This is a genomic window from Paraburkholderia caffeinilytica (assembly GCF_046030355.1).
Taxonomy (GTDB): domain Bacteria; phylum Pseudomonadota; class Gammaproteobacteria; order Burkholderiales; family Burkholderiaceae; genus Paraburkholderia; species Paraburkholderia caffeinilytica_B.
Genome location: NZ_JAQQCQ010000028.1, coordinates 68,415 through 84,293 on the forward strand (window position 1 = coordinate 68,415; position 15,879 = coordinate 84,293).

The following is a 15,879-nucleotide window of genomic DNA, read 5'->3' on the forward strand; positions in this document are numbered from 1 at the left end:
CAGGATTGAGAGAGCGGGAGATGCCCTGGGGTTTGCCCTCTGTATAAGAGGCGATCGAAGGCATCGAGCGTGCACCGCCGCCGTGCGGCTACGCCCCAAAAGCCGCCGCCCTTGCACCAGTTTCATGTCGGTTCACCGAAAGGAGCGAGACGAATGAACGCGGTATCCGAAGCGCTGAAGCACGCAGAACCCGCTACGTCGATCAAGGTCGACGGCAAGCGGCTGTGGGATAGCCTGATGACGATGGCGAAGATCGGCGCGACGCCCAAAGGCGGCGTCTGCCGGCTGGCGCTGACCGACCTCGACAAACAGGGGCGCGACCTGATCGTCAGTTGGGCGAAGGAAGCGGGTTGCACGGTCAGTGTCGATCAGATGGGCAATGTGTTCATGCGCCGCGCCGGGCGCAACCCCGATGCGTTGCCGGTCATGACGGGTTCGCATGCGGACTCGCAGCCGACCGGCGGCCGTTTCGACGGCATCTACGGCGTGCTCGGCGGACTCGAAGTGATCCGCAGTCTGAACGATCACGGCATCGAGACCGAGCATCCGGTTGAAGTGGTGATCTGGACCAACGAGGAGGGCTCGCGCTTTGCGCCCGCCATGGTCGCCTCGGGTGTGTTCGCCGGCGTCTTCACATTGGACTACGGCCTTTCGCGCAAGGACGTGGACGGTAAGACCATCGGCGAGGAACTCAAACGCATTGGCTATGCGGGTGACCTGCCTTGCGGCGGCCGTCCCTTGCATGCCGCATTCGAATTGCACATCGAACAAGGGCCGATTCTCGAAGCGGAGCAGAAAACCATCGGCGTGGTGACTGATGCGCAAGGTCAGCGCTGGTACGAAATCACGCTGACGGGGCAGGAGGCGCATGCGGGTCCGACGCCGATGCCGCGCCGTCGCGATGCATTGCTGGGCGCCGCACGCGTGGTCGATCTCGTCAATCGCGTCGGGCTGGACAACGCGCCGTTCGGCTGCGCGACGGTCGGCATGATGCAGGTCTATCCGAACTCACGCAATGTGATTCCCGGACGCGTGTTCTTCACCGTCGACTTCCGTCATCCGGATGACGCGGTACTCGCGAAGATGGACGCCGCGTTACGCGAGGGCGTAGCGAAAATCACGGAGACCATCGGTCTGGAAACCGAACTTGAGCAGATCTTTTACTACGCGCCCGTCGCTTTCGACGAAGCCTGCGTGAAGTCGGTACGCGCCGCGGCCGAACGCTTCGGCTATCCGCATCGCAACATGGTGTCCGGTGCGGGACACGATGCCTGCTATCTGTCGCAAGTCGCGCCGACTTCGATGGTGTTCGTGCCGTGCGTCGACGGGATCAGTCACAACGAGATCGAGGACGCCACCTTCGAATGGATCGAAGCGGGCGCGAACGTCTTGTTGCATGCCATGCTCGGACGAGCGTGCGAGCCGGTTTCATAACGCTTTGACGGTAGCAGGTTGGGGTTGTAGTTGATTCTTTAGCCTCACCGTAGTGCCCATAAAACAAGCCGTCCCGGCTCCGCTTCAGCGCAGCCGGCAGGACAGGCTACGTCCTCACATCGAAGAAGGAACGTGTATGGCCATCAAGCAAACCGGCGATATTGCGGCTCAACGCCTATCGGCCGATCAACTCTCGTGCGAGTTTTCCGACATTGCGCCATTGCTCGACGCGAGTGCCGCGGCCGCCGCGGCAAGCCGCTGTCATTACTGTTACGACGCGCCGTGTGTGAATGCGTGTCCGACGCAGATCGACATTCCCAGTTTCATCCGCAAGATCAGCAACGGCAATCTGAAGGGCGCGGCCGTCGATATTCTCTCGGCGAATCCGCTGGGTGGTATGTGCGCGCGCGTTTGCCCCACCGAGATTCTGTGCGAGGGGGCTTGCGTGCGTAACCATCAGGATGCGAAGCCGGTGGCCATCGGTGCGCTGCAACGTCATGCGACGGATTGGGCGATGGCGCGCGGCGAGGCGTTGTTCAAGCGCGCGGCCGAAACGGGCCGCCATGTCGCGATGGTGGGTGCAGGACCAGCCGGACTTGCGTGCGCGCATCGGCTTGCATTGGCCGGCCATCACGTGACGATCTACGACGCCCATGAGAAGGCGAGTGGTTTGAACGAATACGGCATCGCTGCCTACAAAACCGTCGACGATTTTGCGCAGCGTGAAGTGGCGTGGCTGTGCTCGATCGGCGGCATCGAGATCAAACACGGCGTAGCGCTAGGACGCGACGTGGATCTCGACACGCTGCGCAAACAGCATGATGCGGTGTTCCTCGCGATCGGCCTCGCGGGCGTGCGCGCGTTGGCGATGGAAGGCGAGGACCTGAGCGGCGTGATGAACGCAGTGGATTTCATCGAACAGGTGCGCACCGCGAGTGACTTAGGCACGGTGCCGGTGGGCCGGCGAGTTGTCGTGATCGGTGGCGGCAATACGGCAGTGGATGCCGCCGTGCAAAGCCGCAAGCTCGGGGCAACGTCGGTCACGATGGTGTATCGGCGCGGCGTCGAGTCGATGAGCGCGACGTGGGCCGAGCGCGATTTCGCGCAGACCAACGGCGTCACGCTCGTCACGCACGCAACACCGATGCGTTTGATCGGAGAAGACGGGGTGGTCACAGGCGTCGAATTCGAACGCACGTCGAGCGACGGCAATCAGGAGCGCTTCGTGGTCGAAGCCGATATGGTGCTCAAGGCCATCGGGCAGACGCTGGTGCCTGTCGGCATCGAGCGCGAACTGCTGACGCTGGACGGCAGCCGTATCGCGGTCGATGCAAACGGACAAACCTCGCTGCCAGGCGTGTGGGCGGGTGGCGACTGCGCGGCGACAGGCGGAATCGATCTGACGGTACAAGCGGTCCAGGACGGCAAGATCGCCGCCGCCGCGATTGACGCCCAGTTCGCCCGCACAGTAGTTAAAGCCGCTTAAGACTACATAAAGCCGCGTGAGCTAACGCATTACACCAAGATAAAACAGCAGTCCCCAAGGAGCCGAACATGGCCGATCTGCGCTGTACGATTGCCGGCATCACGTCGCCGAATCCTTTCTGGCTCGCCTCCGCGCCGCCGACCGACAAAGCCTATAACGTGAACCGCGCGTTTGAGGCGGGTTGGGGCGGAGTCGTGTGGAAGACGCTGGGCCTCGACCCGCATGTCGTGAACGTCAGCTCGCGCTATGGCGCGGTGCAATGGAATGGCCAGCGTATCGCGGGCCTCAACAACATCGAGTTGATCACCGACCGACCGCTCGACGTCAATCTGAAGGAAATCGCCCAGGTCAAACGCGACTGGCCGGACCGCGCGATGATCGTCTCGCTGATGGTGCCGTGCAACGAACGCGACTGGAAGTGGATTTTGCCGCTCGTCGAAGACACCGGCGCCGATGCGGTCGAACTGAATTTCGGCTGCCCGCATGGCATGAGCGAGCGCGGCATGGGGGCCGCCGTGGGCCAGGTGCCCGAGTACATCGAGATGGTCACGCGTTGGGTCAAGGAAGGCTCGCAGCTGCCGTGTCTCGTCAAACTCACGCCGAATATCAGTGACATCCGGCTCGGTTCGCGCGCGGCCTATAAAGGCGGCGCGGACGGTGTATCGCTGATCAACACCATCAATTCGATCGTCGCAGTAGACCTCGACGCGATGTCGCCGTTACCGATGGTCGACGGCAAAGGCACGCACGGCGGCTATTGCGGTCCCGCAGTGAAGCCGATCGCGTTGAACATGGTGGCCGAAATCGCGCGCGACGTGGAAACGCCGAACCTGCCGATCTCCGGCATCGGCGGCATTTCGACGTGGCGCGATGCGGCCGAATTCATGGTGCTCGGCGCGGGCAGCGTGCAGGTCTGCACGGCGGCGATGCACTACGGATTTCGCATCGTCTCCGATCTCGCGGATGGTCTCTCGAACTGGATGGACGAAAAAGGCTACGCGACGCTCGACGACATTCGCGGTCGCGCCGTGCCGAACGTCACCGACTGGAAATACCTGAACCTCAAGTACGACATCAAGGCGCGTATCGATCAAGACAAGTGCATCCAGTGCGGCCTCTGCCATATCGCGTGTGAAGACACGGCTCACCAGGCGATCATGAAAGAAAAAGATGGCGTTCGGCATTTTGAAGTGATGGACTCCGAATGTGTCGGCTGCAATCTGTGCATGCATGTGTGTCCGGTCGAGCAGTGCATCACGATGGAGCGGGTGGACAGCGGCGAGTACGCGAACTGGACCACGCATCCGAACAACCCTGCACGGGTGAATGCCGGAGAAAGCAAGAAGTCGGACGCCATTGAAACCGCTGGGCATGAGCATGCTCACGCTGCAAAAGCGGCCTGAAACGTGAGCGTCCTATGGCAAACGAAGCGCTTGTACTGAACCTGTAATTTTCCCTCAAGGCCTGACGCGCCAGCAGAAGCCGCGCAGGCCTCAACGATCAGTGGAGATCTTTCGATGAAGCAGACAGCGCAACCCGTCGATCCGCAGTTCGCGGCCGGCGCGCAGGGCAGCAGTCTTTACAACGACGACCTTGCGCCGACCGGCGTCGCGCAGCGCACGTGGCGGTGGTATCACTTCGCCGCGCTGTGGGTGGGGATGGTGATGAACATCGCGTCGTACATGCTCGCGGCCGGGTTGACGGAAGAGGGCATGTCGCCGTGGCAGGCGGTGGCAACCGTACTGCTCGGCAATCTCATCGTACTGGTGCCGATGCTGCTGATCGGTCACGCGGGTGCGAAGCACGGCATTCCGTATGCGGTGCTGGTGCGTTCTTCCTTCGGCACGCAGGGTGCGAAATTGCCGGCGATGCTGCGGGCGATTGTCGCGTGTGGCTGGTACGGCATTCAGACATGGCTCGGCGGCAGTGCGATCTACACGCTGTTGAACATTCTGACCGGCAACGCGCTGCACGGCGCGGCGTTGCCGTTCCTCGACATCTCGCTCGCGCAGCTCGCGTGTTTCCTCGTGTTCTGGGCGCTGCAGATCTACTTCATCGTGCACGGCACCGATTCGATTCGCTGGCTCGAGAGCTGGTCCGCGCCGATCAAGGTGGTGATGTGTATCGCGCTGGTCTGGTGGGCCACCTCGAAGGCGGGTGGTCTCGGCTCGATGTTGTCGGCGCCGTCGCAGTTCGTGCCGGGCGGCAAGAAGGAGGGCCTGTTCTGGGTGACGTTCTGGCCCGGCCTCACGGCGATGGTGGGTTTCTGGGCGACGCTCGCGCTGAATATCCCCGACTTCACGCGCTTTGCCAGAACGCAGCGCGACCAGATCATCGGGCAGTCGATTGGTTTGCCGGTGCCGATGGCCTTGCTTTCGGTGATTTCCGTCGTCGTCACGTCGGCGACCGTGGTGATCTACGGCAAGGCGATCTGGGACCCGATCGATCTGACGAGCCGCATGACCGGCATCGGCGTCGGCCTTGCGTTGATCATCCTCACGCTGGATACGATGTGCTGCAATCTCGCGGCGAATCTCGTCGGGCCGGCTTATGACTTTTCGAGCCTCTGGCCGAAGGGGATTTCGTATCGTGTCGGCGGCATGATTACCGCGACCATCGCCATTGTGATGATGCCGTGGAAGATTCTCGCCACCACGCAGGGCTATATCTTCACATGGCTGGTTGGATATTCGGCATTGCTCGGTCCAGTGGCTGGCATTCTGATGGTCGATTACTTTTTGATTCGCGGCACGCGGCTGGACCCGCGCGAACTGTTCGACGAGCATGGCGAGTACAGCTATACCGGCGGCTGGAATATCGGCGCGGTGGTGGCGCTGGTGATCGGCGTGCTGCCGAATCTGCCGGGCTTTTTGCACACCGCCTTTCCGGCCTCGTTCCCGAATGTGCCGGCGATTTTCAACACGCTCTATACGTATGCCTGGTTTGTCGGACTCGCGTTGGCGTCGATCGTATACAGCGCATGGATGAAGCTGAGCAAAGGACCGAGTGCGCGCGTGGCGAGCGCCTGAAGGTGTCCGTGAACCACGCACGAAGCGAATGAAGTACGTAGCACCGAAACCAGCAGTTCATAAGGAGGCGGCAACATGACGACCCTGATTCGTGGCGGCACGATTATCGACGCGGAGAACACGTATCGTGCGGACGTGTTGTGCGCCGATCCGCAGGACGGTGGCACGATCCTGCAGATCGGCGCGGACCTGGCGGCGCCGGCCGGCGCGACGATCGTCGATGCGGGCGGGCAGTATGTGATGCCCGGCGGTATCGATCCGCATACGCATATGGAATTGCCGTTCATGGGCACCACGGCCAGCGACGATTTCTACACCGGTACGGCCGCGGGGCTATCCGGCGGCACGACCAGCATCATCGACTTCGTGATTCCAAGTCCAAAGCAACCGTTGATGGAGGCCTTCAACGAGTGGCGCGGTTGGGCCGAGAAGGCTTCGGCGGACTATGGCTTTCACGTTGCGGTGACGTGGTGGGACGATTCGGTCTATCGCGACATGGGCACGCTGGTGCACGAACACGGCGTGTCGAGTTTCAAGCATTTCATGGCCTACAAGAACGCGATCATGGCCGACGACGAAGTGCTGGTGAACAGCTTCTCGCGCTCGCTCGAACTCGGCGCGCTGCCTACCGTGCATGCGGAAAACGGCGAACTGGTGTTTCAGCTGCAGCGTCAGTTGCTTGCGAAGGGCTTTACGGGACCGGAGGCGCATCCCTTGTCGCGGCCGCCTGAAGTGGAGGGCGAGGCCGCCAATCGGGCGATCCGGATTGCACAGGTGCTGGGCGTGCCGGTGTATATCGTCCACGTGTCCGCGAAAGATGCGGTCGACGCGATTGCGCGCGCCCGCAGCGAAGGCCTTCGGGTGTTCGGTGAAGTGTTGCCGGGCCATCTGGTGATCGATGAGGCGGTGTATCGCGATCCCGACTGGACCCGCGCCGCAGCGCACGTGATGAGCCCGCCGTTCCGCTCGGCGGAGCATCGCGAAGCATTGTGGCGGGGTCTGCAAGCGGGTCAGTTGCACACCACCGCGACCGATCACTGCGTGTTCTGCGCGTCGCAGAAGGCAATGGGCCGCGAGGACTTTACGAAGATCCCGAACGGCTGTGGCGGCGTGGAAGATCGTATGGCGGTGCTCTGGCATCACGGCGTGAATTCGGGGCGCCTCACGCCGAATGAGTTCGTGCGCATCACCTCGACTAATGCGGCGCAGATTTTCAACCTCTATCCGCGTAAAGGCGCGGTGCGGGTAGGCGCGGATGCTGACCTCGTCGTGTGGGATCCGAAGGCCAGCAAAACGATTTCGGTGAAGACGCATCATCAGAAAGTCGACTTCAACGTGTTCGAAGGGATGACGGTGCAGGGCGTAGCGATGCATACGCTCACGCGCGGCGCGCTCGCATGGACCGATGGCGAGCTGCGGGCAGTGCGCGGCGCGGGGCGGTATCTGAAGCGTCCGCCGAATCCGGCTTACTTCGACGCGATCCGGGTTGCCAATCAACGCAAGGAGCCGCATCCGGTGGAGCGGTAAGCCGCTTTCAAACTGACGGGCGGCACTCGGAGTGCCGCCCGTGCCGTCTGTTTTTCAACGCCGTGCATTCGCCACGGCGACACCCCTCCCGCGTTTTCCCTGATGGCGCCCGGCGCGCGTTCCGTGGTGCGATGCATGCCGATCTCCCATATCTGCTGTAAAGTCGAGTCCGGCGCTATATGAGACGTTCTGGCTGCCCGCTTAGCACGCAAGCGCATATTGATCGGAAACCTGATCCTTTGTAAAAATGCAGACCGTTTGCTACAGTCCGCCCACTCTGCCGGGTTTGAGCGCCCGCGGAATGCCGTACACAAAACCATGCAACTGACGTAGCAAACCTTACGGAGCCACCTGATGAAGTCGATTCGTTCCATTCTACTGATCGCACTGCTGCAAGCGGTGACCCTGAGCCCGGCATTCGCCGCTGATGAGCTCGCGCAGATCAAGTCCGCAGGCGTGTTCAAGATCGGCACCGAAGGCACTTATGCACCGTTCACGTACCACGACGAATCCGGCAAGTTGACCGGCTTCGACGTCGAGATCGGCACGGCGATCGCGCAGCGCCTGGGCGTCAAGCCGCAATTCGTCGAAGGCAAATGGGACGGTCTGATCGCCGGTCTCGATGTGAATCGCTACGACGCCGTGATCAACGAAGTCGCCGTCACCGACGCCCGCAAGGCGAAATACGATTTCTCCGACCCGTACATCACCTCGCACGCCGCGCTGATCGTGGCGTCGAACAACACCACGATCAAGACCTTCGACGACCTGAAGGGCAAGAAGTCGGCGAATACGCTGACCAGCAACTTCGGCAAGATCGCGGCCGCGCACGGCGCCGAGGTCATCCCTGTACAAGGCTTCAATGAATCGATCGACCTGTTGACTTCGGGCCGCGTCGACGCGACCGTCAACGATTCGCTGTCGTTCCTCGACTTCAAGAAACACAAGCCGGACGCGAAGGTGAAGATCGCCGCGCTCGATACGTCGGCCGACAGCAGCGACAAGTCCGCGGTGCTGATCCGCAAGGGCAGCCCGGAGCTGCAGGCAGCCATTAACAAGGCGCTCGCCGACATCAGGAAAGACGGCACTTACGCGAAGATTTCGCAGAAGTACTTCGGTAAAGACGTTTCCCAATAAGCGTCATCTGCGAGTCTGAATCATGCCGGCATGGTTGCATCTGATGGCGCAGTCGCTGTGGCCCCTCCTGTATGCGGGGCTTGTCTTTACTGTGCCGCTCACGCTGGCATCGTTCGCGATCGGGATCGCGCTGGCGTTTCTCGTCGCGCTGGTCCGCCTGTTCGGGCCGCGATGGGCGGTCGCGTGCGTGCGCTTCTACGTGTGGCTATTTCGCGGTTCACCGTTGCTGGTGCAACTGTTCGTGATTTTCTACGGATTGCCGAACGTGGGCATCGTGCTCGATCCGTTGACGGCGGCCATCATCGGTTTTTCGCTTAATGTCGGCGCGTATAACTCCGAAGTGATACGCGGCGTGATCGAGTCGATTCCGAAGGGTCAGTGGGAAGCGGCGTACTCGATGGGTATGACGCGTGAGCAGGCGCTGCGCCGCGCGATCTTGCCGCAAGCGGCGCGTGTCGCGTTGCCGCCGCTGTCGAACTCGTTCATTGCATTGGTGAAGGACACCTCGCTCGCCGCGGTGCTGACCGTCCCTGAGGTGTTTCAGGCGGCGCAGCGGATCGCGTCGGTCACTTATGAACCGTTGATTCTCTACACGGAGGCGGCGCTGGTTTATCTCGTGTTCAGTTCGGTATTGTCGTCGGCGCAAGTCCGGCTCGAGCGCAAGTTCGGCCGTCACGCCCTTTTCCATGCGGGTAACTGATGATTCGACTGGAAAAAATCGACAAGTACTTCGGCGAGAACCGGGTGTTGAATTCGGTGGACCTGCGCCTCGCCTCAGGTAACGTCACGGCACTGATTGGCCCATCTGGCAGCGGCAAGAGTACGCTTCTGCGCTGCGTGAATCTGCTGGAAATCCCGGAGGCCGGCTCGCTTGAGCTTGGCGATCAGCGCCTCGAATTCAGCCGCGATCGCAAGCCATCGCGCGAGGCGGTGCTGACGATTCGCCGCCGCACCGGCATGGTATTTCAGAATTTCCAGTTGTTTCCGCATTTGACGGTACGACAGAACGTGATGGAAGGCCTGCTGACCGTCCAGAAGTGGGACAAGGAAAAAGCGCGCGTACGTGCGGACGAATTGCTGGAGAAAGTCGGCATCGCGCAGAAAGCGGACGCATGGCCCTCGACACTGTCAGGTGGCCAGCAGCAACGCGTAGCCATAGCCCGGGCGTTGGCTCCATCACCGGAAGTATTGTTGTGCGACGAGCCCACCTCTGCACTCGATCCCGGATTGGCAGCGGAGGTCGTAGACGTCCTCAAGCAGCTTGCGACGGAAGGCATGACGATGTTGATGGCGACGCATGATTTGCGTTTAGCCGCGACGATTGCGCGAGACGTGGTGTTTCTGAACAACGGCGTGGTGGTCGAAGCGGGCCCATCGCGAGACATTTTCATGAATCCGCGCCAACCAGAAACCGAGCGCTTCGTATCGACGCTGACGCACAGCTTGCCGGACACATGGACAGAGCGGAGCTGACAAGGAGAGGGTAAGGCGAAAGCAGGAATTTGCCTATCCATCTCCAGAGGCGCAAAAAAGAGGGGCGCCGCAGCGCCCCCAAGAAAAATGTAGAACAGCCCAAAACTTCCCCACTGGTTTTCCAGCAAGCTCTTCCGACGAGCACGCAGTGCGAGTCGGGAGGTATGACACCCTTGTCACTAGCGCTAAATGTGCGAGGGCACAGATTCCAGATGCACCACTACCCATTGCAGGCCGCGATCCCCGCTTAGCATTAGCGGTGTGAGCTGCTTTCTCTTGCCTACTTCTCTTTGCAGCGGTGTATGGACCGGAGACATAGGTAACAGGTGTGCGGGGACAGGGGCAACACTAATAAACCACTACCAATTCAAGGAAACCCCAAAAGAGCCGACCCTCGAAAAAAAGCAAAAACTCTCAAACCACCACCCGCTCCGCGTCATCGCTGAATGCAACCTCAAAAAACCGCTCTTGAGCCTCACCCCCAACCCGCCCATAAGCCCGATTAACCCCACTAATAACAGCCCGAATAGACGCAGTCACCAAATTAGCATCAATCCCCACCCCAAACGCACTCCCAGCCACATCCGCCCCCGCCATTTCAGCGACAGCAACAGCCCGCGCATCCGCACCCTGAGCCAGCGCCCGCTCCTCATAGTGCTGAATCCGCACCGGCACCTCCAAAGCATGCATCAACGCATCGAGCGGCCCATTCCCTTCACCACTCAACACGCGCCGCGAGCCATTAATCTCAACAGTCAGCTTGATATGTTCCCGATCGCCCCGCTCGGAGAGACTATGCCCAACATAGCGAATCGGCTCAGCACTCTGCACATACTCCTGCTGGAACAACTCCCAGATCTGCGACGGCGTCACTTCCTGCCCGCTATCATCGGTAAAGCGCTGCACAGCCGAGCTGAAATCGACCTGCAGACGGCGCGGCAAAACAACCCCATAACCCTGCTCGAGCAGGTAAGCAATACCCCCCTTGCCGGACTGGCTATTCACCCGAATCACTGAGTCATAGGTGCGCCCGAGATCGCTCGGATCGATCGGCATATAAGGCACCTCCCATACCGCATCCGGTTTCTGCACGGCAAAACCCTTCTTGATCGCATCCTGATGCGAACCGGAGAACGCGGTGAACACGAGATCGCCGACATACGGATGACGCGGATGCACCGGCAACTGCGTGCATTCCTCCGCGGTACGCGCGACTTCGTTGATATTCGAAAAATCGAGTTCAGGATCGACACCTTGCGTGTACAGATTCAACGCGAGCGTCACGAGGTCCACATTGCCGGTACGTTCGCCATTGCCGAACAAACACCCTTCGACACGATCCGCGCCCGCCATCACCGCCAGTTCCGCGGCAGCCACGGCCGTGCCCCGGTCGTTATGCGGATGCACGGAAACGATCAACGAATCGCGCCGCGCGAGATTGCGATGCATCCATTCGATCTGGTCCGCGTAGACATTCGGCGTCGCCATTTCGACGGTAGCGGGCAGGTTGACGATGGCTTTGTGCTCGGGTGTCGGTTGCCAGATGTCGAACACGGCGTCGCAGACTTCCTTGGCGAATTCGAGTTCAGTGCCGCTGAATACTTCCGGGCTGTATTGCAGCGTGAAGTGCGTTTCCGGCGTGGCGTCGGCGAGACGCTTCATCGTACGCGCGGCGTTTTGCGCGAGTTCCTTGACACCGCTCTTTTCGAGGCCAAACACGATGCGGCGGAATTCCGGCGCGGTGGCGTTGTACAGATGAACGATAGCGCGCGGTGCGCCACGCAAGGATTCGAAGGTGCGTTCGATCAGGTCGTCGCGTGCTTGCGTCAACACTTCGATAGTGACGTCGTCGGGAATGTGCCCGCCTTCAATCAACTCACGCACGAAATTGAAGTCGGTCTGCGAGGCAGACGGGAAGGCGACTTCAATTTCCTTGAAGCCGATCTGCACCAGCGTCTTGAACATGCGCATCTTGCGTTGCGCGTTCATCGGCTCGAACAGCGCCTGGTTGCCGTCGCGCAGGTCGGTACTCATCCAGATCGGCGCACGCGTGATGACGCGCGACGGCCACTGGCGGTCCGTCAAATTGATGGGCTTGAACGAGTGGTACTTGGTAGCAGGGTTCTTCAACATTTTCATCATCCTTGGGATCGATCAACCTGGGTGTCGACCGGACGACAAAAAGATAAAGCATGGCCGCCGGTCGGAAACCGGGGCTGGGTCAGTTACTGGGGAATTGAGCGGTGCTTCGGGTGTATCAGATGGAAGCGCGCAGCAGCAGACCTAGCCCGGTAGAGCGGGCTAGTAGTAGCGATAGGATGGTCTGGGCGCGGTACATAGTGCGCAATAGGAACATATTATTGAGACCGCGTCAAGCGCGGTGCGGCGAAGCACGCACCGGCCGGATGCGCTTATCCCGACCGGCGCGTGCGGGAACCCCGGCCGGTTAAGCCCGTCACCGGGGTTTCACGAAGCGCAAGGTCATGCGATCCGATTCGCCGATCGCCGCGTATTTCGCCCGATCGACGTCGTGGCCTTCATACGTGGGCGGCAGCGACCACACGCCGTGCGGATAGTTTTTCGTGTCGCGCGGATTGCTGTTCACCTCGCTTTGGCCGGCCAATTCGAAACCTGCGGCGCGCGCGTGTTCGATGACATAGGCTTCGGTGACATAGCCGCTGTCGATGGTCTGCTGCAAGGAAGTGCCCGGCGCCGCGCGATGTTCCTCGACACCGAGGATGCCGCCCGGCTTAAGTGCCGCGTAAAAGGCGCGCAGATTCGCGTCGATCTGGCCATCCTTGATCCAGTTGTGGATATTGCGGAAGGTCAGCACCTGGTCGACGCTGCCATTGGCCGGAAAACCGCTGAACTGACCCGCTCGAAGCGTGCCGACCACCACATTGCCGTAGACAGCCGGCGTAGCCGCCAGCTTGCGCGCGAATGACCCCCGGCCAGCCTGCTCTTCTGCCGCCGACGCAGCGTCCGGGCTGTCATACTGTGCCTCGTACAGCGTGCCGTGATCGTGCAGATAGGGCGCGAGTATCTCCGTGTACCAGCCGCCGCCGGGCGCGATCTCCAGCACGGTTTGCGACGACGTTACGCCGAAGAATTGCAGCGTTTCCTTCGGATGGCGGTAGACGTCGCGTGCGCGGTTCCTGTCGCTACGCTGCGGTCCGGAAATAGCGGCATCGAGCGAGGCGGAATCTGCCGCCGTGGAAGAGGTCGACGCCGTCGGGGCGGCGCAGGCGGCCAGCAGCAGCGCCGCGCTCAGTGCCGCGAGCGTGGAACGCAGCGCGCGGGCTTGGGGAGTGGGGTGGGTGTTCATGGCGCCTATTATCGGGCGCGATCCGCCTGGAAAGAAATCGCCAATCGGTATAACGATATGCGCCTGTGGTATTTGCCGTGCCTCTGCGGCTTCAGTCAGCTCCCGGTGTGCGCCAGTTCAGCCCTTGTGCAGCCCCTGTGTGACGGGCGCGCAGAGCTAGCCGAATCCGAAGGACGAAGTAGCGCGTATAAATGGTGTGATCAGCGTCCGCCGTGCGCACCGTGCGCCTGTATTGGAACTGCGGACATGATCGCCTTTCAATTCACTTTGCCGGAGGCTGGTATGAAACGAGCATCGAGGACGTCGAGAGTAGTGGGGGGCTTGCTGTGCGTGGTCGCGTGCAGCGTCGCCGCGCAGGCTGGCGCTCAGGGCCTGAGCGTGCAGGACGACATCAACGCGCCGCAAAACAGTACCCGCGTGATGCCGAACGCGGCGCGCGGCAGCGAATATCCGACGCACGGCAACCAGCAGGCGGGCGAGTTGAATCTGAACCCGACCGATCCGCGCGCACAACTGGTCAATGGATTGCCGAATAACACCCAGGCGGGTGGCTACGGTTCGCCGCTCGCCGGTCTGCGCACCTACGTGCAGCCGCAAATGCCGTCGAATTGAGTGTTCGCGCGGGTGATGGACGGTCGTGCTGCATCGCGCGCTGATAGCAGCGCATCCCGGCATGGGCTGTAGCGTTTTCTTTTTGGGTGCTGGCTTTCGGGCTCTGGGCCGCCTTCTCATGCGCACATCCCATTACTCGTTGACCGGATCGCCGGCTCCGCGTTTGTCTCAGAGACCGAACACGATCCGCAAGGTATCGTTCTGCACGATCACCGAGATGCCAATGATCAACAGAACCAGCGGCAGCAACGCGGTCCCGTAGCGCCGGATCGGCGCACCCAGCAACGGATGCTCGACCAGCCACGCCGCGCCCGCACACCAGAGGCCGATCATGACGACGAACACCAGCGAAATGAGCATGCCCTCACTATGCGAATGACTGGCGTACAAGGGCACGTAGATGGCGAGATTGTCCGAGCCGTTGGCGACCGCCACGCAGGCGACTGTCCACCATGACGAACCTGCGGCGGCTGTAGCCGGCGTGGCTGGTGAACGCGTGTGGGCCGGGGTGTGTGCCGTTTGATCCTGATCGGTGTTGCTGGTGTTGCCGGCATCGCTTGGGTTGTCGGGACGAAAGCGCGTCGATGCTTTGCTCAAGCCTACGCCGATCGGCAAGATGCCGAGCAGGCCGACATAGCCGGCGGGTAGTCGTGTCAATAGCGCGGCGAGCAGAATCGACCCCACGATCAAGGTCACCGAACCGGCAAACTGCCCCGCGATCACGCGACGCCGCTGGCCGCCCGCTTCCGCAAGAAAGGCGAGCAGCACGAAAAGGTTGTCGATATTGGTGGCGGCGTAAGCCGCGACGGCGAGCAGGGCAACGCTGAACATGCGGGAAAACCGGTCGATGCGCAGTGGGGAAACGGGCCCGCACCCATGAAGTGGGTACAGCTGAAAAGGCGCCGCACGGCAGGCAGGGCGGCCGGTCAACACGATGCCGATGCAAGGCGTCCAGGTCAAGCAGTCTCTTTGTATTGGGCGGTGTGCGGTTTGGAACGTTCTGGTGCGGTGGCGTCTTGCTTCGGTCTCGGTGTCTCTGTCTCTGCCTCTGCTTCAGTCCCGGTCTCTAATCCAATCTTTGTCTCAGTTCTGGTTCCAGTTCCACGGTCCTTGGTCCCAGTGCCAGTGCGAGTGCGAATGCCAATGCCTGCGGTCGGCGGCGATGCCGATCCATCAGCCCGTAAGCTACAATTGCCGACGGCTTGCAAAACGGAACATCAATGAAGATTCGGATTCTCTCTATCGCCTGTGTCACGACCGCTGTCGCGCTGCTGGCGGCCTGCACGGCCGTCTACAAGAACTCGGATGCATGCGAGCAGTTGATGCGAAGCAAGCTGGCTGCAACGTCGCCGGATACGCTGAAGATCGCTCATACGGGCGCCGGCATCGATGGCTCGCGGGTGGTCGTTGAAGGATCGATCGAGCATGTAATGACGGCGTCGGAGGTTGCGGCCGCCTCGGCGGCTTCCGCCGCGCGACTGGCGAATGCGCCTCATCCGGCTTCGGGCGTGCGCGTGGCGTCCGCGGTGCAGGGGGCGTCGGCCGCTGCGGCTGCCTCAGGCGTGACGGCTTCGGCTTCGGGTGCGATGGTCGCCTCGGCCAGCCTTGCTGCTTCCGGGGCCGATGCAGCGTCGCTCAAACCGGCGAAGCCGAAGAAGATCAACACCGCGGCGGCGGCCGAATGCGTGTTCCACGGGTCCTCACTGAGCGTATTCAGCTGGTTGGCGCCGGCAAAGCTCGCCACGCCGGCCGATGGCGCGGCCAGCGAAGCCGCCGAGTAAAACCGCGCCGGCAACTAATTCAGCCGGCTTTCGCTAGCGTATCCTCAGCCGCAAGCCGCAAGCCGCAAGCCGCAA

At 61.5% G+C, this 15,879-nt stretch carries 13 protein-coding genes; 10 read left to right on the plus strand and 3 right to left on the minus strand.

Features of this window, described 5'->3' with window-relative positions; translation table 11 throughout:
- Window positions 1-153 precede the first annotated feature (153 nt).
- The 8 genes from PQQ95_RS31260 (at window position 154) to PQQ95_RS31295 (ending at window position 10,086) form a co-directional block, all read left to right on the plus strand.
- On the plus strand, window positions 154-1,434 hold the full coding sequence (locus PQQ95_RS31260; RefSeq protein WP_408444785.1) for a Zn-dependent hydrolase: 1,281 nt from the start codon (window positions 154-156) through the stop codon (window positions 1,432-1,434).
- Between the two features lie 136 nt (window positions 1,435-1,570).
- The gene (locus PQQ95_RS31265; protein ID WP_408444788.1) at window positions 1,571-2,920 is read left to right on the plus strand and encodes an NAD(P)-dependent oxidoreductase; all 1,350 of its coding nucleotides are present in this window, start codon (window positions 1,571-1,573) and stop codon (window positions 2,918-2,920) included.
- Between the two features lie 68 nt (window positions 2,921-2,988).
- Window positions 2,989-4,323, plus strand: a complete 1,335-nt coding sequence (gene preA, locus PQQ95_RS31270) for an NAD-dependent dihydropyrimidine dehydrogenase subunit PreA (protein ID WP_408444789.1) — start codon at window positions 2,989-2,991, stop codon at window positions 4,321-4,323.
- A 114-nt stretch (window positions 4,324-4,437) separates the two neighbouring features.
- Complete coding sequence (locus PQQ95_RS31275) at window positions 4,438-5,949, plus strand: NCS1 family nucleobase:cation symporter-1 (protein WP_408444792.1); 1,512 nt, start codon at window positions 4,438-4,440, stop codon at window positions 5,947-5,949.
- 75 nt (window positions 5,950-6,024) lie between these two features.
- A complete protein-coding gene (gene hydA, locus PQQ95_RS31280; RefSeq protein WP_408444794.1) occupies window positions 6,025-7,476 on the plus strand; it encodes a dihydropyrimidinase in 1,452 nt (483 codons plus the stop codon).
- Between the two features lie 354 nt (window positions 7,477-7,830).
- Window positions 7,831-8,613, plus strand: coding sequence for an amino acid ABC transporter substrate-binding protein (locus PQQ95_RS31285; protein ID WP_408444797.1), 783 nt, complete (start codon window positions 7,831-7,833; stop codon window positions 8,611-8,613).
- A 22-nt stretch (window positions 8,614-8,635) separates the two neighbouring features.
- Window positions 8,636-9,313 carry an amino acid ABC transporter permease gene (locus tag PQQ95_RS31290; protein ID WP_408444799.1) on the plus strand — a complete coding sequence of 226 codons (678 nt, stop codon included), beginning with the start codon at window positions 8,636-8,638 and terminating at the stop codon, window positions 9,311-9,313.
- Window positions 9,313-10,086, plus strand: a complete 774-nt coding sequence (locus PQQ95_RS31295) for an amino acid ABC transporter ATP-binding protein (protein ID WP_408444801.1) — start codon at window positions 9,313-9,315, stop codon at window positions 10,084-10,086. Before PQQ95_RS31290 ends, PQQ95_RS31295 begins: the two co-directional genes overlap by 1 nt.
- 414 nt (window positions 10,087-10,500) lie before the next feature.
- On the opposite strand, the gene leuA is transcribed toward PQQ95_RS31295, so the two are convergent.
- Together leuA and PQQ95_RS31305 are read right to left on the minus strand one after the other, a co-directional pair.
- Window positions 10,501-12,219, minus strand: a complete 1,719-nt coding sequence (gene leuA, locus PQQ95_RS31300; protein ID WP_408444802.1) for a 2-isopropylmalate synthase — start codon at window positions 12,217-12,219, stop codon at window positions 10,501-10,503.
- Window positions 12,220-12,541: 322 nt separating this feature from the next.
- Window positions 12,542-13,411 (minus strand): class I SAM-dependent methyltransferase, encoded by an 870-nt coding sequence (locus tag PQQ95_RS31305; protein WP_408444805.1) that lies wholly within the window; start codon window positions 13,409-13,411, stop codon window positions 12,542-12,544.
- A gap of 282 nt (window positions 13,412-13,693) precedes the next feature.
- Between PQQ95_RS31305 and PQQ95_RS31310 the strand changes: the two genes are divergently transcribed.
- Window positions 13,694-14,023: a hypothetical protein gene (locus PQQ95_RS31310; RefSeq protein WP_408444807.1), complete on the plus strand. Its 330-nt coding sequence runs from the start codon at window positions 13,694-13,696 to the stop codon at window positions 14,021-14,023.
- A gap of 168 nt (window positions 14,024-14,191) precedes the next feature.
- On the opposite strand, the gene PQQ95_RS31315 is transcribed toward PQQ95_RS31310, so the two are convergent.
- Window positions 14,192-14,854 carry a cadmium resistance transporter gene (locus tag PQQ95_RS31315; RefSeq protein WP_408444809.1) on the minus strand — a complete coding sequence of 221 codons (663 nt, stop codon included), beginning with the start codon at window positions 14,852-14,854 and terminating at the stop codon, window positions 14,192-14,194.
- A 389-nt stretch (window positions 14,855-15,243) separates the two neighbouring features.
- Between PQQ95_RS31315 and PQQ95_RS31320 the strand changes: the two genes are divergently transcribed.
- Window positions 15,244-15,804 (plus strand): hypothetical protein, encoded by a 561-nt coding sequence (locus tag PQQ95_RS31320; RefSeq protein WP_408444811.1) that lies wholly within the window; start codon window positions 15,244-15,246, stop codon window positions 15,802-15,804.
- Window positions 15,805-15,879 lie beyond the last annotated feature (75 nt).